The sequence below is a fragment of the Pseudomonas sp. 39004 genome (genome assembly GCF_028682155.1).
GTDB classification, from domain to species: domain Bacteria; phylum Pseudomonadota; class Gammaproteobacteria; order Pseudomonadales; family Pseudomonadaceae; genus Aquipseudomonas; species Aquipseudomonas capeferrum.
The window spans coordinates 23,321-48,948 of sequence record NZ_JANIAG010000003.1; the positions used below are offsets into that span (position 1 = coordinate 23,321).

At 64.4% G+C, this 25,628-nt stretch carries 22 protein-coding genes and 1 riboswitch; of the genes, 5 read left to right on the top strand and 17 right to left on the bottom strand.

Annotated features, from left to right (window positions below):
• Positions 1–142: 142 nt before the first annotated feature.
• Genes ribA through NP534_RS00890 form a run of 3 tightly spaced genes read left to right on the top strand, consistent with a single transcriptional unit; the run spans position 143 to position 1,988 of the window.
• Positions 143–760 carry a GTP cyclohydrolase II gene (gene ribA, locus NP534_RS00880; protein ID WP_033703440.1) on the top strand — a complete coding sequence of 206 codons (618 nt, stop codon included), beginning with the start codon at positions 143–145 and terminating at the stop codon, positions 758–760.
• A complete protein-coding gene (locus NP534_RS00885) occupies positions 757–1,176 on the top strand; it encodes a hypothetical protein (protein WP_047583478.1) in 420 nt (139 codons plus the stop codon). Before ribA ends, NP534_RS00885 begins: the two co-directional genes overlap by 4 nt.
• The gene (locus tag NP534_RS00890) at positions 1,176–1,988 is read left to right on the top strand and encodes a cobalamin-binding protein (RefSeq protein WP_274097437.1); all 813 of its coding nucleotides are present in this window, start codon (positions 1,176–1,178) and stop codon (positions 1,986–1,988) included. The genes NP534_RS00885 and NP534_RS00890 overlap by 1 nt, the downstream gene beginning before the upstream one ends.
• Here the strand turns inward: NP534_RS00890 and NP534_RS00895 are convergent.
• The 8 genes from NP534_RS00895 to NP534_RS00930 form a co-directional block, all read right to left on the bottom strand.
• Positions 1,966–3,840, bottom strand: coding sequence for a TonB-dependent receptor domain-containing protein (locus tag NP534_RS00895; protein ID WP_274097438.1), 1,875 nt, complete (start codon positions 3,838–3,840; stop codon positions 1,966–1,968). The two genes, NP534_RS00890 and NP534_RS00895, sit on opposite strands and share 23 nt — an antisense overlap.
• 127 nt (positions 3,841–3,967) lie before the next feature.
• On the bottom strand, positions 3,968–5,863 hold the full coding sequence (dxs, locus tag NP534_RS00900) for a 1-deoxy-D-xylulose-5-phosphate synthase (protein WP_274097439.1): 1,896 nt from the start codon (positions 5,861–5,863) through the stop codon (positions 3,968–3,970).
• A gap of 96 nt (positions 5,864–5,959) precedes the next feature.
• The gene (gene ispA, locus NP534_RS00905; RefSeq protein ID WP_274097440.1) at positions 5,960–6,847 is read right to left on the bottom strand and encodes a (2E,6E)-farnesyl diphosphate synthase; all 888 of its coding nucleotides are present in this window, start codon (positions 6,845–6,847) and stop codon (positions 5,960–5,962) included.
• Positions 6,844–7,086, bottom strand: coding sequence for an exodeoxyribonuclease VII small subunit (locus NP534_RS00910; RefSeq protein ID WP_033703432.1), 243 nt, complete (start codon positions 7,084–7,086; stop codon positions 6,844–6,846). The genes ispA and NP534_RS00910 overlap by 4 nt, the downstream gene beginning before the upstream one ends.
• A 369-nt stretch (positions 7,087–7,455) precedes the next feature.
• Positions 7,456–8,106, bottom strand: a complete 651-nt coding sequence (ribB, locus tag NP534_RS00915) for a 3,4-dihydroxy-2-butanone-4-phosphate synthase (RefSeq protein ID WP_274097441.1) — start codon at positions 8,104–8,106, stop codon at positions 7,456–7,458.
• Positions 8,107–8,186: 80 nt separating this feature from the next.
• Positions 8,187–8,328, bottom strand: a riboswitch (FMN riboswitch).
• Positions 8,329–8,489: 161 nt separating this feature from the next.
• Positions 8,490–9,380, bottom strand: a complete 891-nt coding sequence (locus tag NP534_RS00920) for an alpha/beta hydrolase (RefSeq protein ID WP_274097442.1) — start codon at positions 9,378–9,380, stop codon at positions 8,490–8,492.
• A gap of 29 nt (positions 9,381–9,409) precedes the next feature.
• Positions 9,410–10,354, bottom strand: coding sequence for a FecR domain-containing protein (locus tag NP534_RS00925; RefSeq protein WP_274097443.1), 945 nt, complete (start codon positions 10,352–10,354; stop codon positions 9,410–9,412).
• Positions 10,347–10,886: a sigma-70 family RNA polymerase sigma factor gene (locus NP534_RS00930; RefSeq protein ID WP_033703427.1), complete on the bottom strand. Its 540-nt coding sequence runs from the start codon at positions 10,884–10,886 to the stop codon at positions 10,347–10,349. The genes NP534_RS00925 and NP534_RS00930 overlap by 8 nt, the downstream gene beginning before the upstream one ends.
• Positions 10,887–11,074: 188 nt before the next feature.
• Between NP534_RS00930 and NP534_RS00935 the strand changes: the two genes are divergently transcribed.
• The gene (locus NP534_RS00935) at positions 11,075–14,014 is read left to right on the top strand and encodes a TonB-dependent receptor (protein ID WP_274097444.1); all 2,940 of its coding nucleotides are present in this window, start codon (positions 11,075–11,077) and stop codon (positions 14,012–14,014) included.
• A gap of 287 nt (positions 14,015–14,301) precedes the next feature.
• Here NP534_RS00935 and NP534_RS00940 read toward each other — a convergent pair whose 3' ends face one another.
• From NP534_RS00940 to exaC, 9 genes are all read right to left on the bottom strand, one after another.
• Positions 14,302–15,003 (bottom strand): LexA family transcriptional regulator, encoded by a 702-nt coding sequence (locus NP534_RS00940; protein ID WP_274097445.1) that lies wholly within the window; start codon positions 15,001–15,003, stop codon positions 14,302–14,304.
• 177 nt (positions 15,004–15,180) lie between these two features.
• Complete coding sequence (gene ppa, locus NP534_RS00945) at positions 15,181–15,708, bottom strand: inorganic diphosphatase (protein ID WP_016497835.1); 528 nt, start codon at positions 15,706–15,708, stop codon at positions 15,181–15,183.
• Between the two features lie 92 nt (positions 15,709–15,800).
• Positions 15,801–16,616, bottom strand: coding sequence for a zinc-dependent peptidase (locus tag NP534_RS00950; RefSeq protein WP_033703418.1), 816 nt, complete (start codon positions 16,614–16,616; stop codon positions 15,801–15,803).
• Between the two features lie 8 nt (positions 16,617–16,624).
• Complete coding sequence (locus tag NP534_RS00955) at positions 16,625–17,272, bottom strand: DedA family protein (RefSeq protein WP_033703417.1); 648 nt, start codon at positions 17,270–17,272, stop codon at positions 16,625–16,627.
• A 189-nt stretch (positions 17,273–17,461) separates the two neighbouring features.
• Positions 17,462–17,920, bottom strand: coding sequence for a GNAT family N-acetyltransferase (locus NP534_RS00960; RefSeq protein WP_274097446.1), 459 nt, complete (start codon positions 17,918–17,920; stop codon positions 17,462–17,464).
• Positions 17,921–18,028: 108 nt separating this feature from the next.
• Complete coding sequence (eutC, locus tag NP534_RS00965; RefSeq protein ID WP_274097447.1) at positions 18,029–18,847, bottom strand: ethanolamine ammonia-lyase subunit EutC; 819 nt, start codon at positions 18,845–18,847, stop codon at positions 18,029–18,031.
• 8 nt (positions 18,848–18,855) lie between these two features.
• Positions 18,856–20,250: an ethanolamine ammonia-lyase subunit EutB gene (locus NP534_RS00970; protein WP_274097448.1), complete on the bottom strand. Its 1,395-nt coding sequence runs from the start codon at positions 20,248–20,250 to the stop codon at positions 18,856–18,858.
• Positions 20,251–20,299: 49 nt separating this feature from the next.
• Positions 20,300–21,748 (bottom strand): ethanolamine permease, encoded by a 1,449-nt coding sequence (gene eat / locus NP534_RS00975; protein WP_274097449.1) that lies wholly within the window; start codon positions 21,746–21,748, stop codon positions 20,300–20,302.
• 174 nt (positions 21,749–21,922) lie between these two features.
• Entirely contained in the window at positions 21,923–23,443 is a 1,521-nt protein-coding gene (exaC, locus tag NP534_RS00980; RefSeq protein ID WP_274097450.1) for an acetaldehyde dehydrogenase ExaC, read from the bottom strand.
• A 255-nt stretch (positions 23,444–23,698) separates the two neighbouring features.
• Between exaC and NP534_RS00985 the strand changes: the two genes are divergently transcribed.
• Positions 23,699–25,621, top strand: a complete 1,923-nt coding sequence (locus NP534_RS00985) for a sigma-54-dependent Fis family transcriptional regulator (protein WP_274097451.1) — start codon at positions 23,699–23,701, stop codon at positions 25,619–25,621.
• Positions 25,622–25,628 lie beyond the last annotated feature (7 nt).

Consider the following 25,628-nt stretch of genomic DNA (forward strand, 5'->3'; position numbering starts at 1 on the left):
CAGGCTCGGCGTCTTGAGGGCGGGGCTCTGCTAAGCATCGAACTTTTCGATCTTAAGCGACGGTATTCAGCCAGCGCACAGGTGCCGACCTGCTGATACAATCGCCGCAACAGAAATTTCCTACTTATGCCAGGAGCACAACGTGCCCGTCGTCTTTGTTGCCGCCTCTAAACTCCCGACGCCCTTTGCGACCTTCACCATGCATGGCTTTCTCGACGAAGCCACCGGCCGTGAGCATGTGGTGCTCAGCCTGGGTGATATCGCGGACGGCGAGCCGGTGCTGGGGCGCCTGCATTCCGAGTGCCTGACCGGCGATGCCCTGTTCAGCCAGCGCTGTGACTGCGGCTCGCAACTGGAAGCTGCCTTGCAGGCCATCGCCCGTGAAGGCCGTGGCGTGCTGCTGTACCTGCGCCAGGAAGGCCGCGGCATTGGCTTGTTGAACAAGATCCGCGCCTACGAACTGCAGGACGGCGGCGCCGATACCGTCGAAGCCAACGAACGCCTGGGCTTTGCCGCCGACCAGCGCGACTATGCCATCTGCCTGCCGATGCTCGAGCACCTGGGGGTGAAGGCCCTGCGCCTGATGACCAACAACCCGCGCAAGGTCAAGGCGCTGACCGACATGAACATCGTCGTCGCTGAACGTGTGCCGCTGCATACCGGACACAACCCGCACAACCGTTACTACCTGGCCACCAAGGCCGGCAAGCTCGGCCACATGCTGGGCAACGAACACCAGGGCGAGGTGCCCCAGGCGTGACCCGCGCCGAGGTCAAGCGGCGCCTGGCCCTGGCCTGGTGGCAATACCTGGCGATCGGCCTGGTGCCGCTGCCGGTGATGGCCTGGGCTTTTGGTGGCGGTGATCCATTGATCCCGGTGCTGGCCATGCCGTTGTTCATCGCCGGTGCGGCGACCATGTTCCTCAGCCTGCCGCGCTTTGGCGCTTACAAGCGTGCCTTGATCAGTACCGCCAAGGTGCTCGGCAGCAGCGAGGAGCCGGCAGCCTGGATCGAGCTGGCGCGGGTGCGGCGTCTGGCCATGCTGTATGCCTGCTTCCCTGCCTGGGTCGCCGCGCTGTCGGTGCTGGTGGGGCTGGAGGCGGTGCCGCAGATTCTTCTGGCACTTTCCACGGTGGTCGTGCTCTACCTGTACCGCATTCCGCGTCAGCTGGGCTGATGCGCGTCTTCCTCTGGCTGCTGGCGCTGTGCGCCTGTGCCGCCAGCGCGGCTGAGCCGCTGCGGGTGGTCAGCCTGGCGCCTTCGATGAGCGAGATCATGCTCGAGCTGCAGGCCGATGACCTGCTGGTCGGCATGCTCGACGGCGGCGAGCGCCCGCCTGCGCTGCAGGATGTGCCCTCAGTGGGCCGCCTGGGGCAACTGAACATGGAGCGCCTGCTCAGCTTGAAGCCTGACTTGCTGCTGCTGTGGCCGGGCAGTGTCGCGCCAGCGCAGCGTGATCAGCTCAAGCGCCTGGGCATCGCCACGTTCAGCGCCGAGCCCCATAGCGTCGACCAATTGATCGATCAGATCGAAGCCATCGCCCAGCGCGTCGGCCGTGACGAGCAGGGTCGGCACTATGCGCAAACCTTGCGCGACAGGCTGCGGCACCTGCGTCAGCAGTATCGGCGTGAGCAGCCGCTGCGGGTGTTCTATCAAGTCTGGGACAAGCCGTTGTACACCCTGGGTGGCCGGCAAGTGGTCAGCGATGCCCTGGCCGTGTGCGGCGCGCGTAATGTCTTCGCCGATCTGAGTCAGCCTGCGCCCCAAGTGAGCGTGGAGTCTGTATTGCTGCAGGACCCCCAGGTAATTCTCGCGGGTGACCAGGCGCAGCTGGCAAGCTGGGACGCTTGGCCACGTCTGAGTGCTGTGGCCAGTGATCGTCTGTTGGTGGTGCCGGACAAGGGCTTGGAGCGGCCCAGTGGGCAGATGATCGAGGCCACCGCGCGCCTGTGTGCGTTGCTCGACGCTAGAGCGCCGGCGTCCAGGTGACGCTCAGCAGCACGGTGCGGCCTTCCTCGCGGTAACCGTGGCTGGCGCCCTCGTAGCTGTACAGGGCACGGCTGTGGCTGTGGTCCAGCAGGTTGTCCAGCTTCGCTTCCAGTTTCAGCTCATCCGTTGCTGCCCAGCTACCCCGCAGGCCGAGCAGGCCGAAGCCAGCGAGCCGGTTGCGGTTGGCTTCGTCATCGTAGCTGGTGCTGACGGCTTGCCAGCTCCCGCCCACGCTGAACGGCCCGAATGCGCGGTCCAGGTCCAGGCTCACGGTACGGCGGGCACGGCGGGCGAGGGTATGGCCGCTGTCGCGGTCACGTGGGTCGATCAGCGCCAGGCCCAGCTGGCTGCGCCACGCGCCCCATTGCTGATCGAGCGACAGTTCAAACCCGTTGACCCGCGCCGAGGCGACATTGCGTGGGATCGAGTCCTGGCCAAAGATGATCGCATCGCGCAGGTCGGTGCGGTACAGCGAGGTCTCCAGGCGGCTGTCGGCGGTAAGCTGGCTGCGCCATTGCAGTTCGTAGCTTCGGGAATGCTCCGGGTTCAGGTCGGGGTTGCTGAACTCTGGGTAATACAGGTCATTGAATGTCGGTGCCCGGAAGCCTTCGCTGTAGGACAGCAGCACATCATTGTGCGCGTTCAAGGGCACGGTAAGGCTACCGCTCCAGGTGGTCTGGCCGCCGAACTGCTGGTTCTGGTCACGGCGCACCCCCAGTTCGGTGGAGAACCGCTCGCCCATGTAGCGATGCTGAATGAAGGCGGCGCGGTTCCAGCGGTTGTCCTCGTTGAAATCGGTGCTGGCGTGCACGCGGTCTTCGTACCAATCGCCGCCGATCAACAGGTTGTGCTGCTCACCCAGGGCCAGGTCGTTTTGCCAGGTAACCTGATCGCGATAGGTGTTGAACACGAAGCGCTCGGCGCTGAGCTTGTCGCGTTTGTCGTCACGGTTTTCGCTGTGGGCAAGCTCCAGGCGCGAATGCCAGGTGTCGTTGAGCTGGGCGTCGAAGTAAGTGCCCAGGCTGCTGACGCTGAAGTCGGTGTAGGGTTTTTGCCCGAAGCTTTCGAAGGTGACCGGGTCAAAGCCACCGTACGGATTGTCGTATTCACTGCGCCCGCGGCTGTCGAGCAGGTTCAGGCCGGCCTCGAAGCGTTCGCCGAAGGTATGGCTGAGGCTCAGGTTGAGTGACTTGTTGCGGTACGCATCATGATCGCCGTCGCTGGCAAAGGAGGGGCCGGTGGCGTCGATGCCGGCAGTCTCGTCCAGGCTGGCACCCAGGTTGAAGCGGGTGGCGCCGTCGCCCCCGGACAGGCCCAGGCTGCGCTGCCAGGTCTGGTTGCTGCCGGCGGCCAGGCGCAGGCGTGGCTGCAGCCCGGGGCCGCTACTGCGCCGGGTGAAGATCTGGATCACGCCACCCATGGCGTCGCTGCCGTATACCGCCGAGCGGGAGCCGCGCAGCACTTCGACACGCTCTATCTGGTCAACGTCGAGAAACTGCAGGCCACTGTCGCCAGAGGTGGCGTTGGCGATGCGCACGCCATCCACCAGTACCAGGCTCTGCGCCGCCTTGGTGCCGCGGATGAAAATGCCGGGCACGCTGCCGCGCCCGCCGGTGGGGGCCACTTGCACGCCTGGGACACGGGCCAGCAGGTCGGTGACGCCGGTGGGTTGCAGGCGGTCGATGTCGGCGCGGGTGAAGACGGTGTTGGCGGCGCTGGTGGCGGTGCGCGACTCGACCTGGCGGTTGGCGCTGATCAGGACGTCGGGCAGTTTCAGGGCGTTGTCGCGTTCAGCGGCCAGGAGCGGAAGTGGCAGGCACAGGAGGGTGGCGGTGAAGCTCGGGATTTTCATGGGCAGTTCCAGACTATTCGCGGGACAAGCCCGCTCCCACAGGTTTGTCACTGTTCTCGAGAAGAGTGATGTACTTGTGGAAGCGGGCTTGTCCCGCGAATGGGCCGCAAAGCGGCCCCAAGGATTACTACAGCCCGAGCTTGGCCATCCGAGCCTTGACCGAAGCCTCGATCCCAGCCACATCCAGCCCACACTCTGCCAGCATCTGCGCAGGCTTGGCATGCTCGACATAAAGGTCTGGCAGCCCCAGGTGCAGCAGCGGCTTGGTCACCGCCTGGCTGGCCAGGAACTCGCCCACGGCAGCCCCCGCACCGCCCATGATGGCGTTTTCTTCGATGGTTACCAGCAGCTCATGGCTGGCAGCCAGTTCGAGTACCAGTGCCTCGTCCAGCGGCTTGACGAAGCGCATGTCGACCACTGTGGCATTGATCTGCTCGGCAACCTGCAAGGCCTCGCTCAGCTGCACGCCGAACACCAGCAAGGCGACCTTCTCACCCTGGCGGCGGATGACGCCCTTGCCGATCTCCAAGGGGTCAAGGCCGCTGCTGATCGGCGCGTTGGGGCCGGTGCCGCGTGGGTAGCGCACCGCCGCCGGGCCGTTGTACAGGTGGCCGGTGGTGAGCATCTTGCGCAGCTCGTTCTCGTCGCTCGGGGTCATCACCAGCATGCCGGGGATGCAGCGCAGGTACGACAGGTCGTAGCTGCCGGCGTGAGTCGGGCCGTCTTCGCCAACCAGGCCGGCGCGGTCGATGGCGAACAGCACATCGAGGTTCTGCACCGCCACGTCGTGGATCAATTGGTCATAGGCGCGCTGCAGGAACGTCGAATAGATCGCCACCACCGGTTTGCTGCCTTCGCAGGCCATGCCTGCAGCCAGGGTCACCGCGTGCTGCTCGGCAATCGCCACGTCGAAGTAGCGCTCCGGGTAGCGTTCGCTGAAGTCGACCAGATCGGAGCCTTCCTTCATCGCCGGAGTAATGCCGACCAGGCGCTTGTCGCTCGCGGCCATGTCGCACAGCCACTGGCCGAACACAGCGGAATACTTGGGCCCGCTGGGCTTCTTCGGCGTGGCGGGCTTGTCGGCAGGTTCGAGCTTGGTGATGGCGTGGTAGCCAATCGGGTCGACCTCGGCCGGGGCGAAGCCCTTGCCCTTTTTGGTCACCACGTGCAGGAACTGCGGGCCCTTGAGGTCACGCATGTTGCGCAGGGTGGCGATCATGGTCGGCAGGTCGTGGCCGTCGATCGGGCCGATGTAATTCCAGCCCAGTTCTTCGAACAGGGTGCCTGGGACCAGCATGCCTTTGGCGTATTCTTCGGTGCGGCGGGCGATTTCCCAGGCGCCAGGCAGGCGCGAGAGCACCTTCTTGCTGCCCTCGCGCATGCTTGCGTAGGTGCGGCTGGAGAGGATCTTGGCCAGGTAGTTGGACAGGCCGCCGACATTGCGCGAAATCGACATGTCGTTGTCGTTGAGGATCACCAGCATGTCGGCGTTGACTTCCTGGGCGTGGTTCAACGCCTCGAAAGCCATGCCGGCGGTCAGGGCGCCGTCGCCGATCACCGCGATCGACTTGCGTGCACTGTTCTGCAGGCGGGCGGCGATGGCCATGCCCAGCGCTGCGCTGATCGAGGTGCTGGAGTGGCCGACGCCGAAGGTGTCGTATTCACTCTCGCTGCGGCGCGGGAAGGCGGCGATGCCGTCCTTCTGGCGCAGGCTGAGCATGCGCTGGCGGCGGCCGGTGAGGATCTTGTGCGGGTAGGCCTGGTGGCCGACGTCCCACACCAGCCGGTCGTCCGGGGTGTCGAAGACGTAGTGCAGGGCGATCGTCAGTTCGATGACGCCCAGGCCGGCGCCAAAATGCCCACCGGTCTGACCCACGGTGTAGAGCAGTTCCTGGCGCAACTCGTCGGCCAGGGTCTCCAGGTCGGCTTCGGCCAGCCGGCGCAGGCCGGCAGGCGTGTCAGCGCGGTCGAGCAACGGCGTGACCGGGCGTTCGCGGGGGATCTCTTGAAACGTCGTGGGCATCAGGCGAGTCGTTATAGGTGTGAAGACGCGGCAGTTTACCCCATTGTGGGAAAAGTGCCCATTCGACCACGGGTTGTGCGGGATTGGCGTCGGTGCTTAGTTGCGGCGTTCGACGATATAGCGTGCCAGCGCCCGCAGGGGCTCGGCATTTTCCCCAAACCCTTGCAATGCGACCAGCGCCTGGTCGCGCAGTTCGATGGCATAGGCCTTGGCGGCTTCCAGGCCCAACAGGGCCGGGTAGGTCGGTTTGTCACGGGCGATGTCGGCGCCCTGGCGCTTGCCCAGGGTGGCGGTGTCGCTTTCTACGTCGAGGATGTCGTCCTGCACCTGGAACGCCAGGCCGATGGCCTGTGCGTAGGTCTGCAAGGCATCCAGTTGCGCCTGTTCGGCGCGGGCGCTGGCCAGGGCGCCCAGGCGCACGCTGGCTTCGATCAGCGCACCGGTCTTGTGCCGGTGCATGAATTCCAGCGCTTGCTGGTCCAGCTTGATACCCACCGACCCCAGGTCGATGGCCTGGCCGCCGACCATGCCCGCCGGGCCGGCAGCCTTGGCCAGGGCCTGGACCATGGCCAGGCGCAGGGTGTCGGACTGCGGGCTCAGGCGCGGGTCGAGCAGGGCGCTGAAGGCCAGGCTCTGCAGGCCGTCACCGGCCAGGATGGCGCAGGCTTCGTCGAAGGCTTTGTGGGTGGTGGGCTGGCCGCGGCGCAGGTCGTCATCGTCCATCGCCGGCAGGTCGTCATGCACCAACGAGTACGCGTGGATCAGCTCGACCGCGCAGGCCGCGCCATTGGCCTGTTCGGCAGGCGCACCCAACGCTTCGCAGGCCGCGTAGGCGAGCAGCGGGCGCACACGCTTGCCGCCGTTCATCACGCTGTAGCGCATGGCAGCGTAGAGCCGCTCGAGCTCCTTGGTTGGCGCTTCGAACAGGGGTTCGAGGGCGGCGTCGACGCGGGCCTGGCAGTTGGCCTGGTAGTTGTTGATCATGCTTGCGGCTCGGCGTCGAAGGGCTGGGCTGCCAGCTCACCATCGCGTTCCAGAAGAATCTGCACTTTCTGTTCGGCCTGGGCCAGTGCGCCCTGGCAATCGCGGGTCAGGGCGATGCCTTGCTCGAAGGCGGCCAGCGAATCTTCCAGCGACAACTCGCCGTTCTCCAGGCGCTCGACCAGGGCTTGCAGGTCTGCGAGGGATTGCTCGAAATCGAGGGAGGCTTTTTTGCGGGCCATGGCGGCTGTCTCGGTGGCGTTCTTAACGGCGCGACGTTAGCAGAGCAGGGCGGGGGGAGCAAACTTGTGTGGTCGAGGAGAGTTACGACGCGATTTCTGTTTCGTTGTTGAGATCGAGCGGCGCCCGCGCGCCGCATCGCGAGCTAGCTCGCTCCTACATCTGTTTCGGGCCAATTATTCCTGAGGCATTGGCGCGCGGCCCCTTGGCGCCCGCCTCAGTATCGCGTCGTACAACAAGGCGGTCGCGTGCGATGGAACTGGCGTGACTGGCCGAAACGAATGTAGGAGCGAGCTAGCTCGCGATGCGGCGCGCGGGCGCCGCTCGATCTCAGAGGCGCCATCTTCCTCAAACCAAGCGCCTGCAAGCCATCAAACCGTAGCGGCTTCGCGGGCCACCATCGCCTCGCGATACCGCGCCAGCTCTTCAATGGTCAGCACCGGCAAATTGTACTGCCGCGCATACACCGCCACCTGCTCCCCGCGGGCCATGCTGCCATCGGGGTTCATCAGCTCGCACAGCACCGCTGCCGGCCGCAACCCGGCCAGGCGCGCCAGGTCTACCGAACCCTCGGTATGGCCACGACGGGTCAGCACCCCGCCGTTGCGCGCACGCAGCGGGAACACGTGCCCAGGGCTGACGATATGGCGTTGCTCGGCTGTCGAGCTCAGCGCCGCCGCGATGGTGGTAACCCGGTCGTGCGCCGAAACGCCGGTGGTGATGCCTTCGGCCGCTTCGATGGTGACGGTGAAGCCGGTGCCGTGGCGCGCCTGGTTGTTCTGCACCATCGGCGCCAGCTGCAGTGCGTCCACGGTGGCTTCGTCCAGGCACAGGCAGACGATGCCGCTGCAGTCGCGAATCATCATGGCCATGGTTTGCAACGAGATGTTTTCGGCGGCGGCGATGATGTCCGCTTCGTCCTCGCGGTCGTCGTCGTCCAGCAGCAGCACGGGGCGCCCGGCCTGGAAGGCGGCGATGGCGGCAGAAATGTTGGGGAATTGCTTTTGCAGCATAGGTGACATGAAACGCTCCTCGTGAATGATCGATGAACGTCTCGGGGCGAACAAAACGCGCGCGCAGAGGCGCCCGAATGGCCCCTGCCTGACGCCTTCTTTCATCCGGACTATGACCGTCGGCTCTGGAGTCTCACCAGATCTGCTGACCCCCGGCATGGCCGGGGCGCTCGCGGGCTCATCTTTCGATTTACCGCCGGTGGGGACTTGCACCCCGCCCTGAAGACCGGCCAAGCATACAGCACAGTGCCACCCTGCTGGCAACCCGCGCGACTAAGACCTTAGGCGACCTTCGGCGGGGAAACTGAAGCGGCAGAAGGGCTCCATTGCCCTAAGAGCCCGTGGTGATCCTACAGGCGCGGGCTTGCCGCGCGAAGGAGGCCGGTACAGGTTTACCGAGACATCTCGTCGATCACTTTCTTCAGCGAGGCCGGCAACATCGGCCCATGCCCCAATCCGTCAAACCGTTCAAACCGCACCTGCAAACCCTGCACGTCGGCCAGGTCCGCTATCAGCGCCTGCGCCGGCCGTTCCCCATCGTTTTTCATAGATGCACGCGGGCTCGAAGGCTCGTCGCCACCACGCATCAGCAGCAACCTCGGGCGATGATCACCCAAACGCTGTTGCAGCCCCTGAGCTTCGCCAACAATCACCCCGTTACGCCACCACAACGACGGGCTGGCCGCCGCATAGTCACTGAACTCGGCCGGCCGGGTAAACAGCGCATGCAGCACCGCCAGGCCGCCATAGGAATGCCCCCACAGTGTTTGCCGCTGCAGGTCGATCGGCGCCACGGCGGCCACACTCGGCCGCATGCGTTGGCTCAGCAGGTCGAAGAACGCATCCACGCCGCCGCTGGGCTGGCCGGTCAGCGGGTCACGCTGCTGCGCCTGCCCAGGTACCGACGGGGTGTAGTCATAGGTCCGCCCGGCTCGGTCGATTCGCTGATCGGTCTGGTAACCCACGGCCACCAGCAACGGCGCCTGGCCGGCGGCGAGCTTGCTCAGCTGCGCGCTGTCCAGGGCGCCCAACGCGGCATTGCCGTCGAGCATCCACAGCACCGGGTAGCCTGCGGCGGGGGCAGGGCGATCCGGCTTGCCGACCCACAGGCGGTAATGGCGCTGGCCGTCGGCCGAATCCAGGTCCAGCTGGCTGAAGCGGTAGGCCAGGTCCTGGCGCTGCAGCAGTGAAGTGTCCATCTTCTGCTCGCGTTCCGGCTTCGCCAAAGCGGCGGGCGCAGCCAGGGCCAGCGCCATGGCCAGGTACAGGGGCATCTTGCTCATCGGGAATCTCGCTCGGTCGTATGGGGTGGTCAACGGCTGATAAACACCTGCCGGCCGGTCTGGCGAACCTGCAGCGTGTAGGTTTGCGCCAGCATGGCCAAGGCCAGTGGCAAGTCATCGACCGGGAACGTGCCAGACACCCGCAGCTCGCCCAGGGCAGGGTCGCATTCAAGGTGCTGGTCGGTGTAGCGCGTCAGTTCTTGGGTCCACTGGCGCAGCGGCATGTCGTCGGCCACCAGCAGCCCGTTGCGCCAAGCCAGGGTGGTTTCCCGCACCGCCTCGATGCTGCCCAGGCGCTCACGGTTGAAGCGTACTTGTTGCCCGGCCCGGATGATGTGCTCACCTGGCGCCACGCTGGCGTGCTCGGGGCGTACTTGCACAGCACCTTCATAAACGGCGAGCACGGTTTCATCGGCCAGTTGGCGCACGCTGAACCGCGTGCCCAGGGCAAGCAACTGGCCCTGCTGGGTCTGCGCCAGGAGTGGACGGGGGTCGGCAGCGGTAACGATGTACAGCTCGCCCCGGCGCAGGTGCAGCAAGCGTTGCGCGCTATCGAACAGCACGTCCACCGCGCTGTCGCTGTTGAGGGTGATCTGCGTGCCGTCGGCCAGCCGTGCGTGCTGGCGCTCACCCAGCGACGTCCGGTAGTCGCCGGCCTGCGAGCGCCATGCCCACCAACTGAGGGGAGCGGCGCCGAGCAGCAGGAGCAGCCCGCGCAGCACGGCGCGCCTGCCCGTCGGGCGGTCCAAGGTCTGCTTGGCCAGCGTGGGTGGCACGCTGCCCAGGCGCGTGAGCAGGTGCTGCGCCCGTTTCCACGCGCGCTCGTGGTCGGCACTGGCAAGCCGCCAGCGCTCCAGCTCGCGCTGTTGGGCCGGCAGCAACGGCCCCTCCTGCATCAGCATCAGCCAGGAGGCCGCCTGGGCAAGCACCTGCTGGGGGATGGCAGCGTCAAGCGTGGTAGTGCCGCTATTCATCGGGCATCTGCGTCAGGCAGGTGAGGTAGGCCTCGTGGATGTACTTCTTGACGGTCGGCAATGCGATGTTCAGGGCTACGGCGATGTCCTTCTGCTTCATGCCGTCCAGCGTCGCCATCAGAAACGCCTGCCTGACCCGTGGGCGCAAGGTGTCGAGCAGCGCATCGATCTCGTGCAGGGTTTCCAGGATCACGCTTTGCAGCTCAGGCGAAGGGTGCTCGGGTTCTGGCAGCAGCAGCAGGGCTTCGAGCCAGGCGCGTTCCAGCGACTGCCGGCGGCGCCAACTGACCAGTACGCAATTGGCGATGCGGGTCAGGTAGGCGCGTGGCTGGCGGATCGGTTCGGCCCGCGCGCCCTCACGGCTGGTCAGCACCCGCAAGAAGATATCGTGCGCCAGATCATCGGCCACGCCGCGCCCCCACGACCTCAGCCGGTAGGCGAGCCAGTTGCGTAACCAGGCGTGATTCTCGATGTACAGCGTCTCGACGCTGCACGGCTCGGTACTGTTCGGCGGGGAAAAGGGCGCATTCATCGTCGGTTGAATCGGTACATGACTGTCGCAAATGAAAACCATTATCACTAGAATTGCTCAGATCACAAGGCCGAATCGGTAAATTCAGCCGGTGCTCATGCACCCATATCCTTTTTTCGATCTCGTGCGACAGAGGAGGTAACAGCCCGCAGCCAGTGGTGGGCGCAAACCCTACGAGCGAGATAAGCATGCTCCCAGTACGTTGTCCTTCACCTGCTCCGCGCCCTCGACTTAGCCTGGCGCCCATCACGTTTGCCCTGCGTTGCACGATGATCGGCTGCTGCGGCGCCGGCCTGTTGAACAGCAGCCTGGCCCTGGCCCAGGACACCGGCACAGCTGCGCTCGCCGCCACCCGCCTGGACGACGCCACACCGCGTGACTACAACATTGCCCCGGGCCCGCTGGGCGCAGCCCTGGGCAGCTTCACCAGCCAGTCCGGGCTACTGGTGTCCTACGACCCTGAGTTGACCCGTGGCCGTACGGCGCCGGCCTTGAAGGGCCGGTATACAGTCAGCGAGGGTATCCAGCGGTTGCTGGCCAACTCCGGGTTGCAACTGGTGCCGAGTTCGACCGGGAGCTACGTGCTGATCGCCCAGGGCGCTGCGCCGAATGCGGCGGCCGAGTTATCGCCGACGATGGTCGAGGCCGCCGCCCAGGGGCCAGAGGCGGATACCTACAGGGCGCCACGCTCTTCGGTGCACCTGAACAGCGAACAGATCGATCGCTTCGGCCGTGTTTCCGCAGGCGATCTGCTCAACGGCGTGCCCGGCGTGCAGGTCGGTGACACGCGCAATGGCGGTGCCCTGGACGTCAACATCCGCGGTATCCAGGGGCAGAGCCGGGTGGCAGTCAAGGTCGATGGTTCGGAGCAGGCCCTGGACGTCTATCGCGGTTATGGCGGCACCCAGCAACGCAGTTACATCGACCCCGACCTGATCAGCAGCCTGACCGTGAACAAAGGTCCGTCGACCAAGTCTGGGGCGATTGGCGGCACGGTTGAAATGCAGACTATCGGCGTGCAGGACATTCTGGTCGACGGCAACCAGGTCGGCGTGCGCCTCAAGGGCGACCTCTGGGACAACGGCGTAGCCCCCGCTCATCGCAGCGCCAGCGCCAAGGATGAAAACCTCACCGCGCCACCCCGCGACAACCGCGCCAGCCTGTTCGGCTCCGAGGCTGAATCTGGAAGCGCCGCGTTTGCCTTCACCAGCGAGCGCCTGGACGTGGTGGCGGCATATGCGCACCGCAATCAAGGTAACTATTTCTCCGGCAAGAAGGGCCAGGACCGTTACCGCATCTATAACCAGTACGGCAGTGAACAGCCCAGCGTGGCGAGCACCTACAACGCGGGCGAGGAAGTGCTCAACTCCTCCTCGAAAACCGACTCGTACCTGCTCAAGGCCACCTGGCGCATCGCCGACGATCACACCTTGGACCTGGGCTACCGCCGCTACGATGGGCGCAGCGCCGAAATCATGCCTTCTGACATCTACCGCTACGGCACTGCGGGTATCTACCAGTACCCCCTGGGCGAGGTGAAGATCGATACCTACACCGCGCGCTATCACTACCTGCCTGCCGGCAACCCGTGGGTCGACCTGACCAGCAACCTGTGGATGACCGACGCCAAGACCAGCACGTTGAGTTCGTCATGGACTGCGCCGGTTTCCCAGCTGTTTCGTACGGATCGCAGCTGGACACGCCAGGACAACCGCCGTATCGGCGGCGACCTGAACAACGTCTCCAAATTCCAGACCGCCCATGGCGACTTCACACTGGACCTGGGCGGCGCGTTCCAGCTTGAAGACCTGCAACCGCAGAAAAATGTGCTGATCACCCAGCACGACATCGATGCCAACCGCACCCTGCGCGATGCATCCAGGCAGGAGTTCAGCTTCAACGGCAAGCTCGAGTACCAACCGATCGAGCAACTGACCCTGTGGGGTGGTGGCCGGTACAGCCACTTCCGCACCAAGGACAACACCGTGCTGGCCAGCGCCCGGCGTGAGGATCGCGAGGTGCGCTATATCTCGGCGAGCGGCCCCAAGGGCTGGGGCAGCATGACCTGGTTCCCCGACCAGAACGGCCAGTACACCGACGCCACCGACCCGCGCCTGAACAACGGCATCGTCTTCGGCAACAGCAACGAGCCGTTCAACGGCGTGCGCTTCAACGACTTCGGTGCGACCCGCGTGGAGGTCAACCCAGAAGGCATCAGCAGCGTGGTCACAGGCTACGACCACACACCGCAGGGCAGCAGTAGCGGCGGCGGCTTCGCGCCGGCTTTCGGCATCAATGTCGAGCTGATACCCGACACGTTCTTTTACGTCACCTACACCCAAGGCCTGCGCCTGCCTTCACTGTTCGAGACCAGCCAGGGCACCCAGCAAGTCACCCCCGGCAAAAGCCTCAAGCCTGAACGCTCGCAGAGCTGGGAAATCGGCGTCAGCGCCTTGCGCGACAACCTCTTTACCGCGCACGACTCGGCGGCGATCAAACTGGCCTTCTTCGACAACCACATCAAGAATTACATCACCCGCTACTACGACCCAAGCCCAGGTTTGTGGGGCCAGATGACCTTCAGCAACACCGACAGTTTCAGCACCCGTGGCCTTGAGCTGCAATCGCACTACGATGCCGGCCGCGTATTCGCCGACCTGTCGGCCACTTACTACCTCAAGACCGAAACCTGCGACGCGGCGTTTGCCAGCAAACTGCGCGCCACGGCCAACCCCTACCAGAAGACCCAGGACACGCCCAACTGCACCCCGGGCAGCTTCATGGGCTCCTACACCAACACCCAGAACCCGCCGCGCTTCTCAGGCAACCTGACCACCGGCCTGCGCTTCTTCGACGAGGCGTTGACGGTGGGCGGGCGCGTTACCTATACCTCCGGGCCCACCAGCACCCTCGACAAACCCTGGCAGTCAGGCGCCACCACGCCGCAGGTCGAGTACCGCTCGGTGGCACTGTTCGATCTGTTCCTCAAGTACAAGTTGCTGGAGAACACCGAGGTGAATGTTTCGCTGCAGAACCTGACCGATCGCTACTACCTCGATCCGCTGGCGCAGAGCTTCATGCCGGCACCGGGGCGCACAGTGCGGATGGGGATGGTGACGCGGTTCTGAAGGGAGGTGAGGGCGATGGCGCAGCGGGTTTTGCCATCGTCCTGCATTTTCTGCAGGCATTAAAAAGCCGGCTTGTGGCCGGCTTCTCGGGGACGCTTCCGACTAATTTATGGTAAGCCGCAACCGCCTTAACTGTGTGGTCACAAGGACCTGATAGAGATGGCAAACGCCCGTATGGGGTGTCGCCGAGCCCTCTGGACCGCGGCTTGCGCCGGTCGGGGCTAAATGTGCCGCGTAGCATACAAGGGCTCGCGCAGGATGCCCAGCAAAAAATGGCACAGTGTGTTTCAGCCGGGGCGCTGCCGGCGGAAATGCGACCAGTGGAAAACCCAGCCGAGAATCTCCAGGCCCTGTGCCTGGCGTTGGGCGCGGGTGTAGCGCTCGACGGCGTAGTTGCGCCGGTCGTGGCTGTGCAGGTACAGGGTGCCATGCTGGCCGAGGCTGAGGTTGTTTACCCTGAGCGTGCCATTGTGCAGCAGGGCGTAGGTTTCGCCCTCGATTACCTGGGTCATGCCCAGGTCCACAGCCAAGGTAGCCTCCTGCGGGATCAGCGGGGCCATGTTGGCGGCAGGCATGGCCAGGCAGATGGCCTGGTCTGCGGCAACGCCCAAGGTCTTCAGTGCTTTGCTGGGCAGGCGCAGGTATTTGCTGGCAACCGGGGCAAGCCGGCCGTTGCGCAGTTCGTGCAGGGGCACTTGCAGCATCCGGCCGCCGTGGGCCGACAGCGGGGAGGGCGGGGTGTCGTGGGTGGGCGGTGGTGGGCCGCTGCGCAAGATCGGGTTGGGGTGCTTGGGGCCTTCACCACTGCGCAGCCAGCGGCGGTGTACACAAAACAGGTCGGCCATTTCGTCGAGACGCGCCAACGGAACACCGCGCTTGAACCAGTTGTTGACGTGCTGGGGTGTGACGCTGCGTTGGGCGGCGAAATCGGAAGGGGTCAAGCCACATTCGTGAAGCAGGGCTTTGAGGCGGTCACCGGATGTGTTCATGGCCGCGAGTGTAGCGGCCGAGTGCCAGCGCGGATATGAACCGGGTGTTGATGCGCTTTGTGCGAAAAGTGCTTGGTTGTAGGGCGTTGGAGTAGGGCGACGTAGGACTTTTTACTGGCAGGGCCATCGTGAGCGCATAAAAAACCCCGCCTGGGCGGGGTTTTTCAGCAATCGGTATCAGCCTTTGTAGGCAGCAACCGATTTGGTGATCGCGGCGCGGGCGGCGTCGGCGCCATCCCAGCCTTCGATCTTGACCCACTTGCCCTTCTCGAGATCTTTGTAGTTCGCGAAGAAGTGCTCGATCTGCTGGATCAGCAGGGCCGGCAGGTCGGTGTATTCCTTGACGTCGACATACAGCTGGGACAGCTTGTCGTGCGGAACAGCGATGACCTTGGCGTCGCCGCCGCCGTCGTCGGTCATGTTCAGGATGCCGACCGGGCGGGCGCGAATGACCGAACCTGGGGCAACCGGGTATGGGGTCACGACCAGCACGTCCAGCGGATCACCGTCGTCGGCCAGGGTGTTTGGGATAAAGCCATAGTTGGCTGGGTAGAACATCGGGGTAGCCATGAAACGGTCGACGAACAGGGTGTCGCTGTCCTTGTCGATTTCGTATTTGATCGGCGCGTGGTTGGCCGGGATCTCGATGGCGACGTAGATGTCGTTCGGCAGGTCTTTGCCCGCCGGAATCTTGCTGTAGCTCATTGGGCAGTGCCCCCGTGTTTGACCAAAAAGTGGCGGCGATTATAGGCACATTCCGCCAGGGCATGCCACGCCTGGCCTGATGTGCGGCCGCGTCAGGCGTGGCTTTCGCGGTAAGCGGGGTGTTCGGCCTGCAACCGGCCAAGGCGCGCCAAAGGGTCCTGGCGGTAGAACAGCGACAGTTGCTGGTACACCTGTGGGTAGGCCTGCTGCAGCAGGTCGGGGGCGCTGAAGAAATATTCGCTGGTGACGGCAAAGAATTCCGCCGGGTTTTCCGCCGCGTACGGGTCGATGGCGGTTTCGGCGTCGGGGTTGAGGTCCAGCTGGCGATTGAGGTCGTCATAGGCCTGTTGCATGGCACTCGCCCATTCATCCACCGGCATGCCGCTGTGCAGCGGCGGCAGGCCGTTGGCATCGCCGTTGAGCATGTCGAGCTTGTGCGCCAGCTCATGGATGACCAGGTTGTAGGCCTCCCACCCACCGCTGGCCAGCACACCGTTCCAGGCCAGAATCACCGGGCCCTGTTGCCAGGCTTCGCCGCTGTGCTCGCCGTCCCACACGTGTTCCACGCCGCTGGCGTCGCGGTGGCGCTGGGGGCTTTTGAAGTCGTCGGGGTAGAGGATGATCTCGTGAAAGCCCTGGTACCAGTTCAGCTCGCCCAGGTGCAGCAAAGGCAGCTGGGCCTGGGCGGCCAGGAACAGGCGCTGCTCGTCGCTTGGCTCGACACCGGGCAGGGTGGTCAGGTGCTTTTCGTGCAGAAACAGGATGCAGGCTTCGCGCAACCAGTGGTCTTCTTCGGCGCTGATGCCGTCGAGCAACGGCAGGTGCTCGCGAACGGCCTGCCATTGCTCGGGGGCGATCGGGTAGCGCGCCAGGGTACGCTGGCGCCGCCAGGCGCTGAAAGACCACATGGCGGTGGTCAGTGCGCCTTGGCTGTACGGCCCAGGCGACCGCGCAGCAGGCCGAGCACCATCGGCACCAGCGACAGGAAGATGATGCCGACCACCATCAACGACAGATGCTGCTTGATGAACGGCACGTTGCCGAAGAAGTAACCCAAGGTCACCAGGCCACCCACCCACAGCAGCGAACCGGCGACGCTGAAGCCCAGGAAACGCGGGTAGTGCATGTGGGCGATGCCGGCGACGAACGGCGCAAAGGTGCGCAAGATCGGCAGGAAGCGCGCCAGGGTCACGGTCTTGCCGCCATGGCGCTCATAGAATTCGTGGGTGCGCTGCAAGTAGTCGCGGCGGAATATTTTCGAGTTAGGGTTGTTGAACAACCGCTCGCCGGCCGTTCGGCCAATCACGTAATTGGTACTGTCACCCAGGATTGCTGCGGCCATCAGCAGGCCCGCCAGCAGCACCGGGTCCATGCCGCCACCGGCCGCCACGGCGCCTGCGATGAACAGCAGCGAATCGCCCGGCAGGAACGGCATCACCACCAGGCCGGTTTCGCAGAAGATCACGGTGAACAGGATGGCGTAGATCCAGGGACCGTAATTGGTGACCAGCAGATCGAGGTAAGCATCGAGATGCAGGATAAGGTCCAGCGGGTTGAAATCCATGTACAGCACCTGTGTTCTTGGGCGTAGGCTCAGTTACCTGGGGATGGGTAAACTTTCACACATGACAAGTGGGCCATTATACGGCGAAGTGAGGATCATGCCCGGGGAGTTTGTAGCGGGGGGTTACCGGAGGCGGCATGGCCTGCACTGGCCGCTTCGCGGCTGAACCCGCGAAGCGGCCGGAACAGGTCAATCCGGCTGGATCGGCAGGATGTAGCTCTCGAACTCGGTGTCCTTGCGAAAACCGATGGACTCGTAGGTCTTGCGCGCCGCCTCGTTATTGGCGCTGGTCGAAACCCGCATGCGCACGGCATTGGTCTCTTTGGCCATCTTCTTCGCTTCGCGCATCAGGTGGTCGGCCACCAGCATGCGCCGTGAGTCCTCGGCTACGTAGATGTCGTTGAGAATCCACACGCGCTTGAGCGACAGCGACGAAAAGCTTGGGTACAGCTGGCAGAAGCCCAGCAGCTTGCCGTCGTCGTCGTCGGGCAGCGCCAGATAGATCACCGACTCATCGCGTTTCAGGCGTTTTTCCAGAAAGCTGCGCGAGCTGTCCGGGTAGGGCAATTGCCCATAGAACTCGCGGTATTTGACGAACAGCGGGGTCAGCAGGTCGAGGTGTTCCAGGGTTGCCTTGATGATACGCATGTGCGGCCCTCAGGATCCATTTGGGGAAACAGCGGTTTGCAAGTCGCGCTCGACAGCATGCTGCCCAATGCGGGCGAGAAGCGCAATCCGCCTTCCGTGACATGATTTTTACTCTTTTCCGAGTAGGAAGTTTCCTTTTTGGCTGGCGGGGGTATCGCTGTCGAGGCTATGGACCTCGGCTTCGTCCTTCAGATTCACCCCGGAAAGCTGCCGGCGACAGGCCTCGCGCATCAAATACAGCAGGCGGTGGGCCGCCATGCCGTAGCTCAGGCCTTCCAGGCGCACGTTGGAGATGCAGTTGCGGTAGGCGTCAGTCAGGCCGACCCGTGGTGCGTAGGTGAAATACAGGCCGAGGCTGTCGGGCGAGCTCAAGCCTGGGCGTTCGCCGATCAGCATCACGGTCATGCGTGCGCCGAGCAACTCGCCCACCTCGTCGGCCACCGCCACCCGGCCCTGCTCCACCAGCACTACCGGGGCGCTGGTCCAGCCGTCGGCTGCGGCCTGTTCCTCGAAACGGGTCAAAAAAGGCAGGGTGTGACGGTGCACGGCCAGGGCCGAGAGGCCGTCGGCGACCACGATGGCCAGGTCGACACCGCCCGGGTTGGCCTCGGCATGCTGACGCAGGGCCGCAATCGAGTCTTCGTTCAGCCGTCGCCCCAGGTCGGGGCGTTGCAGGTACTGGTCGCGGTCGCTGGCGGCGCTGTGCACCACCAGGCTTTCGCGCCCGCGCTCAGTAAGCTGGGCCGTCAGCCCCGCATGGTCGAACGGCAGGTGCACGGCATCGCGGGCCTGGGCGTGGGCGAACTGGAAGTCCAGTTGTGCACCGGTCGGCAGGCTGGTGCCGGCGCGGCCCAGGGCGATACGGGCCGGGGTCAGGGTGCGCAGGGCCAGCCAGGGGTTGTCGGGGGTTACTGTGCGATGGTCCATGGTCATCCCTATGCAAGCTGTGCCAAGGCCTGGCGGAATGCCGGCGGCAGTTTTTCACCGAAGCGCACCCGGCCATCGGCCTGGGTGAAGATGCCGGTACGCGCCAGCCACGCCTCGAATTCCGGGCCGGGCTTGAGGCCCAGGGTCTGGCGCGCATACAGCGCGTCATGGAACGAGGTGGTCTGGTAGTTGAGCATGATGTCGTCGGAGCCTGGGATGCCCATGATGAAGTTGATACCGGCCACGCCCAGCAGGGTCAGCAGGGTGTCCATGTCGTCCTGGTCAGCTTCGGCGTGGTTGGTGTAGCAGATGTCGCAGCCCATGGGCACGCCAAGCAGCTTGCCGCAGAAATGGTCCTCGAGGCCGGCGCGGATGATCTGCTTGCCGTTGTACAGGTACTCCGGGCCGATGAAGCCGACCACGGTGTTGACCAGAAACGGCTTGAAATGCCGGGCCACGGCGTAGGCGCGGGTCTCGCAGGTCTGTTGGTCGACGCCATGGTGGGCGTTGGCCGACAGGGCGCTGCCCTGGCCGGTTTCGAAGTACATGAGGTTTTGCCCGAGGGTGCCGCGCTTGAGCGACAGGCCCGCTTCGTAGCCTTCCTGCAGCACGTTGAGGTTGATGCCAAAGCCGGCGTTGGCTGCTTCGGTGCCGGCGATCGACTGGAATACCAGGTCCAGCGGTACGCCCCGGTTGATCGCTTCGATCGAGGTGGTGACGTGGGTCAGCACGCAGGCCTGGGTGGGGATGTCGTAGCGCTGGATGATGGCGTCGAGCATCTCCAGCAGGGCGCAGATCGAGGCGATGCTGTCGGTGGCCGGGTTGATGCCGATCATGGCGTCGCCGTTGCCGTACAACAGGCCGTCGAGAATGCTGGCGGCAATCCCGGCTGGCTCGTCGGTTGGGTGATTGGGCTGCAGGCGGGTCGACAGGCGCCCACGCAGGCCCATGGTGCCGCGAAAACGGGTGACCACGCGGATTTTCTGCGCCACCAGGATCAGGTCCTGAACGCGCATGATCTTCGACACTGCCGCCGCCATCTCCGGTGTCAGGCCCGGTGCCAGGGCACGCAGGCTGTCTTCGTCGGCCTCCTCGCTGAGCAGCCAGTCGCGCAGGCCGCCCACGGTCAGGTGGCTGACCGGCGCGAAGGCCTGGGCGTCGTGGGTGTCGATGATCAGGCGGGTGACCTCGTCCGCTTCGTAGGGGATCAGCGCCTCGTTCAGGAAGTGCGTGAGCGGGATGTTGGCCAAGGCCATCTGCGCGGCGACCCGCTCGCCGTCATTGCTGGCGGCGACACCCGCGAGGAAATCCCCCGAACGTGCGGGGCTGGCCTTGGCCATCACGTCCTTGAGGCTGTCGAAGCGGTAGACCAGGTGGCCTACCGTGTGTACGAAACTTGCCATACAGATTCTCCAGAGCGCCGCGGGGCTGGCCCGCGGCGGGTGTCGGCGATCAGTTCAGGGCCTCTTCGGCCTTCTGGATCGCGGCGAATTCCTCTTCCGGTGTGCCCGCTACCAGGTGGTGGCGGCTGTAGAAAGCAAAGTAGGCAATTAATACTCCATAGATCACCGCAGCGCCAATCACAACCCGTGGGTCGACCAGGAAGCCCGCCACCACGGCGATGCACGCCAATACCAGGGCAACGCCGGAGGTGAAGATGCCGCCCGGGGTGCGATACGGCCGCTCCATCTTCGGCCGGCGGATACGCAGGGTGATGTGCGCAGCCATCATCAGTACGTAGGACAGCGTCGCGCCGAACACCGCGACCAGGATCAACAGGTCACCCTGGCCGGTCAGCGACAGGCCGAAACCGATGAGGCCGGGGATGATCAGCGCCAGTACCGGTGCCTTGCTCTTGTTGGTCTGGGAAAGTTTGCGCGGCAGGTAGCCCGCACGCGACAGCGCGAAGATCTGCCGTGAATAGGCATAGATGATCGAGAAGAAGCTGGCGATCAGGCCTGCCAGGCCCACCAGGTTGACGAAGCTGCCCATCCAGGTGGAGCCGCCATAGGCTTTGGACAGTGCCTCGACCAGCGGGTTGCCCGAGGCCTTGAGTGCTTCGGAACCCGCAGCGCCAGGGCCGACCACCAGAATCAGCAGGGCGAAGGCCAGCAATACCAGCATCGCGCCGATCAGGCCGCGTGGCAGGTCGCGTTTCGGGTTCTTGGTTTCTTCGGCGGCCAGGGGCACGCCTTCGACGGCAAGGAAGAACCAGATCGCATAGGGGATCGCGGCCCACACGCCGACATAGCCGAACGGCAGGAAGCTGCTGGCGCCTGCGGCGTCCGTCTTGGCGATGTCGAACAGGTTGGCTGCATCAAAATGGGGCACCATGCTCACCAGGAACACGGCCAGGGCAATGGCGGCGATGGCGGTGATGATGAACATCAGTTTCAACGCTTCACCCACCCCGAAGATGTGGATGCCGATGAACACGATGTAGAAGGCCAGGTAGATGACCCAGCCGCCGATGCCGAACAGCGATTCACAATAGGCGCCGATGAACACGGCGATCGCCGCAGGGGCAATGGCGTATTCGATGAGGATGGCCGTACCGGTGAGAAAGCCGCCCCAAGGGCCGAATGCGCTGCGGGCGAAGCCGTAGCCACCGCCTGCGGTGGGGATCATCGACGACAGTTCGGCCAGCGAGAAGCACATGCACAGGTACATGGTGGCCATCAGCAGGGTAGCGAGGAACATGCCGCCCCAGCCGCCTTGGGCCAGGCCGAAGTTCCACCCGGCGTAGTCGCCGGAGATCACATAGGCGACCCCAAGGCCGACCAGCAATACCCAGCCGGCGGCGCCTTTTTTCAGTTCACGTTGCTGGAAATAGTCTGAACCGACCTTTTCGAAGTCGACGGAAGAGCCTGCCGGCGCATTGCCGGAATGATCGCTGGGCATAGTTTCACCTGTTGTTTTTCTTGGTGGCCGGAGGGGTTCCGGCCGGTGGTGATGGGTACTGCAGGAAGCGAGCCATGGAGCTACAAGCCGCAAGCTACAAGCCTCAAGAAAAAGCAGTTGGGTGCTGTACCCGCTGTTTCTTGCAGCTTGTAGCTTGCAACTTGAAGCTGTTTTCTAGAAGAAGCCCAGCGGGTTGATGTCGTAGCTCACCAGCAGGTTCTTGGTCTGCTGGTAGTGATCGAGCATCATCTTGTGGGTCTCACGGCCAACGCCGGACTTCTTGTAACCGCCGAACGCGGCATGCGCCGGGTACAGGTGGTAGCAGTTGGTCCACACGCGGCCGGCCTTGATGCCGCGGCCCATGCGGTAGGCGCGGTTGATGTCGCGGGTCCACACGCCGGCACCGAGGCCGAACTCGGTGTCGTTGGCAATCGCCAGTGCTTCGGCTTCGTCCTTGAAGGTGGTGACGCTGACCACCGGGCCGAAGATTTCCTCCTGGAACACCCGCATGCGGTTGTTGCCCTTGAGCAGGGTCGGCTGGATGTAGTAACCGGTCGACAGCGCGCCTTCGAGTTTTTCCACCTTGCCGCCGGTCAGCAGCTCGGCGCCTTCTTCCTTGGCGATTTCCAGGTACGACAGGATCTTCTCGAACTGTTGCTGCGACGCCTGGGCGCCGACCATGGTGTCGGTGTCCAGCGGGTCGCCGCGCTTGATCTGCAGGACCTTCTTCATCACCACTTCCATGAACTGCGGGTAGATCGACTCCTGCACCAGCGCACGCGACGGGCAGGTGCACACTTCGCCCTGGTTGAAGAACGCCAGCACCATGCCCTCGGCGGCCTTGTCGATGAAGCTTGGCTCGGCCTGCATGATGTCTTCGAAGTACACGTTAGGCGACTTGCCGCCCAGTTCGACGGTGGACGGGATGATGTTCTCGGCAGCGCATTTCATGATGTGCGAGCCGACCGGGGTCGAGCCGGTAAAGGCGATTTTGGCGATACGTTTGCTGGTAGCCAACGCTTCGCCCGCTTCGCGGCCATAACCCTGAACCACGTTGAGCACGCCTTTGGGCAGCAAGTCGCCGATCAGTTCCATCAGTACGGTGATACCCAGCGGCGTCTGCTCGGCGGGTTTGAGCACCACGCAGTTGCCTGCGGCCAGGGCCGGGGCGAGTTTCCAGGCGGCCATCAGCAGCGGGAAGTTCCACGGGATGATCTGCCCGACCACGCCCAGTGGCTCGTGAATGTGATAGGAGACGGTGCCTTCGTTGATCTCGGCGGCGCCGCCTTCCTGGGCGCGGATGCAGCCGGCGAAGTAACGGAAGTGATCGACCGCCAGCGGGATGTCGGCATTGAGGGTTTCGCGGACCGGCTTGCCGTTGTCCCAGGTTTCGGTAATGGCCAGCACTTCAAGGTTCTGTTCGATGCGGTCGGCGATCTTCAGCAGAACATTGGAACGGTCCTGGACCGAGGTGCGGCCCCAGGCGTCGGCGGCGGCGTGGGCGGCATCCAGGGCCTTGTCGATGTCTTCGGCAGTGGAGCGGGGAAACTCTGCGATCAGCTTGCCATTCACCGGGGAGGTGTTTTCGAAGTACTGCCCCTTGACCGGTGCTACGAACTCACCACCGATGTAGTTGCCGTAGCGGCTCTTGAAGGAAACCTTCGCGCCGTCGGTACCGGGATGTGCGTAACGCATGGTGTGTCTCCTGGCTATTGTGTTTGTTAGGGAGTTGAAAAGCGTAGAGCAAAGGTTGGGCCAGTGTTTTGAGGGCCATCAAAATCAACCACTTGGGACGGTTCTGTGGGGTTCGCCGGCGACCGCTGCGCCAGGGCTGGCACGGCCTGGGTGACACTTTGTACCGTTTGCGACACGCAGCGGTACGCTGCATTGCAAAGCCCCGCCGGGTGGAGGATGCTGGCTGAACGCTCTATCTGCGGAGAACGACAACAAATGCAGAGCAACCACCTGAGTCGCCATGCCCAGCAAGTGCACACCGTTGCCCATGGTGAAGCTGGGGAGGGCGGCAGTGACCCGGCCATCGCGCGTTCCTGGCTGCGTTGTCTTGAGGAGCACCACCTCGACCCGACGCTGATCGAAGCCCCTGTGGTGCTTGAGCACGGGCGCCTGCTGGAAAGCCGCGAGCGCCTGCGCCAGGTACTGAAAATTGCCGACAGCGAGATGAACAGCCTGCATCAGCAGCTCTCTGGCGCCGGTCATGCGGTGCTGCTGACCGATGCCCGCGGGGTGATCCTCAACTGTGTCAGCGCACCCACCGAGCGGCGTATCTTCGAGCGGGCCGGGTTGTGGCTGGGCGCAGACTGGAGCGAGGCGCGCGAAGGCACCAACGGCATCGGTACCTGCCTGGTCGAGCGCCAGGCACTGACCATTCATCAGCACGAGCATTTTCGTGGCCGCCACACCGGCCTGACCTGCTCGGCAAGCCCGGTGTTCGACCCGCATGGCGATCTGTTGGCGGTGCTCGACGTGTCGTCGGCGCGGCCGGATGTCTCGCGTCAGAGCCAGTTTCACACTATGGCCCTGGTCAACCTGTCGGCCAAGATGATCGAGAGCTGTTACTTCCTGCGTCATTTCGAACAGCAATGGCTGCTGCGTTTTCATCTGCACGCCGAGTCGGTCGGCTTGTTCAGCGAGGGCTTGCTGGCCTTCGAGGCTGATGGGCGGATCTGCGCGGCCAACCAGAGTGCACTCAACTTGCTGGGTACCGTGCGCGGGGGCGTGCTGGGCAAGCCGGTGGAGCGTTTTTTTGCCTGCAGCCACGACGAACTGTTCAGCCGCGCCGTACCCGGCGGCAGTACCGTCTGGCCGTTGCACACGCGTGACGGTCGCCAGGTGTTCGCCAGCCTGCGTGGCCAGGCGCGCACGCCGGTGTGGTCGGTGCCGCTCGGCCACCCTCGGCCCCCGCGCGAAGCAGAACCCGGCATCTGCCTGCTCGACCCGGCGTTGCAAAATGACTTTCGCCGCTGTGTGCGGGTGTTCGAACGTGATGTGCCGCTGCTGCTGCGCGGCGAGACCGGTTGCGGCAAGGAGGCCTTCGCGCAGGCGGTGCACCAGGCCAGCCAGCGAAGCGGCAAACCGTTCGTGGCGGTCAACTGCGCGTCTATTCCGGAGAGCCTGATCGAGAGCGAGCTGTTCGGTTATCGCGGTGGTAGCTTTACCGGCGCGCGCAAGGAAGGCATGCGCGGCAAGTTGTTGCAGGCCGATGGCGGTACGTTGCTGCTGGACGAGATCGGTGACATGCCGCTGGCCTTGCAGACGCGCCTGTTGCGGGTGCTGGAAGAGCGCCAGGTGGTACCGATTGGCGGCGAGCCCCAGGCCGTGGACGTGCGCATCGTCAGTGCGACCCACCGCGACCTGCTGGAGCGGGTGGCGCAGGGCACGTTCCGCGAGGACCTGTATTACCGCCTCAATGGCCTGGAAGTGGCCCTGCCGGCGGTGCGCGAGCGTAGTGACAAGGGCCAGTTGCTGGACTTTCTGCTGCATCAGGAAGCGCAGGGGCAGCCCCTGCAGATCGCGCCTGATGCACGGCACGCGTTGCTGCAGTTCCCGTGGCCCGGCAACGTGCGGCAGATGCGCAACACACTGCGCACCCTGGTAGCGCTCTGCGACAACGGCCGCATCGAATCTGCCGACCTACCGACCATCTTCCACAACACCGCCCCCCCATCTTCCGCGACTACTGCATACCCCGACCGCAACCCAAGCCCGCCGCTACAAGACGCCGAGCGCCAAGCCCTGCTGACGGTACTGGAGGCAAACCGCTGGCACTTGACCCGCGTCGCCGAGCATCTGGGCATCAGCCGCAATACCTTGTATCGAAAACTGCGCAAACACGGCATAGCACGGGCCGGCTGAGCGAAAC

Coding starts and splice junctions, on each gene's coding strand:
- NP534_RS00890 (WP_274097437.1), top strand. CDS start 1,176: ATGCGCGTCTTCCTCTGGCTGCTGGCGCTGTGCGCCTGTGCCGCCAGC.
- NP534_RS00895 (WP_274097438.1), bottom strand. CDS start 3,840: ATGAAAATCCCGAGCTTCACCGCCACCCTCCTGTGCCTGCCACTTCCG.
- dxs (WP_274097439.1), bottom strand. CDS start 5,863: ATGCCCACGACGTTTCAAGAGATCCCCCGCGAACGCCCGGTCACGCCG.
- ispA (WP_274097440.1), bottom strand. CDS start 6,847: ATGATCAACAACTACCAGGCCAACTGCCAGGCCCGCGTCGACGCCGCC.
- NP534_RS00910 (WP_033703432.1), bottom strand. CDS start 7,086: ATGGCCCGCAAAAAAGCCTCCCTCGATTTCGAGCAATCCCTCGCAGAC.
- ribB (WP_274097441.1), bottom strand. CDS start 8,106: ATGTCACCTATGCTGCAAAAGCAATTCCCCAACATTTCTGCCGCCATC.
- NP534_RS00920 (WP_274097442.1), bottom strand. CDS start 9,380: ATGAGCAAGATGCCCCTGTACCTGGCCATGGCGCTGGCCCTGGCTGCG.
- NP534_RS00925 (WP_274097443.1), bottom strand. CDS start 10,354: ATGAATAGCGGCACTACCACGCTTGACGCTGCCATCCCCCAGCAGGTG.
- NP534_RS00930 (WP_033703427.1), bottom strand. CDS start 10,886: ATGAATGCGCCCTTTTCCCCGCCGAACAGTACCGAGCCGTGCAGCGTC.
- NP534_RS00935 (WP_274097444.1), top strand. CDS start 11,075: ATGCTCCCAGTACGTTGTCCTTCACCTGCTCCGCGCCCTCGACTTAGC.
- NP534_RS00940 (WP_274097445.1), bottom strand. CDS start 15,003: ATGAACACATCCGGTGACCGCCTCAAAGCCCTGCTTCACGAATGTGGC.
- ppa (WP_016497835.1), bottom strand. CDS start 15,708: ATGAGCTACAGCAAGATTCCGGCGGGCAAAGACCTGCCGAACGACATC.
- NP534_RS00950 (WP_033703418.1), bottom strand. CDS start 16,616: ATGTGGTCTTTCAGCGCCTGGCGGCGCCAGCGTACCCTGGCGCGCTAC.
- NP534_RS00955 (WP_033703417.1), bottom strand. CDS start 17,272: ATGGATTTCAACCCGCTGGACCTTATCCTGCATCTCGATGCTTACCTC.
- NP534_RS00960 (WP_274097446.1), bottom strand. CDS start 17,920: ATGCGTATCATCAAGGCAACCCTGGAACACCTCGACCTGCTGACCCCG.
- eutC (WP_274097447.1), bottom strand. CDS start 18,847: ATGGACCATCGCACAGTAACCCCCGACAACCCCTGGCTGGCCCTGCGC.
- NP534_RS00970 (WP_274097448.1), bottom strand. CDS start 20,250: ATGGCAAGTTTCGTACACACGGTAGGCCACCTGGTCTACCGCTTCGAC.
- eat (WP_274097449.1), bottom strand. CDS start 21,748: ATGCCCAGCGATCATTCCGGCAATGCGCCGGCAGGCTCTTCCGTCGAC.
- exaC (WP_274097450.1), bottom strand. CDS start 23,443: ATGCGTTACGCACATCCCGGTACCGACGGCGCGAAGGTTTCCTTCAAG.
- NP534_RS00985 (WP_274097451.1), top strand. CDS start 23,699: ATGCAGAGCAACCACCTGAGTCGCCATGCCCAGCAAGTGCACACCGTT.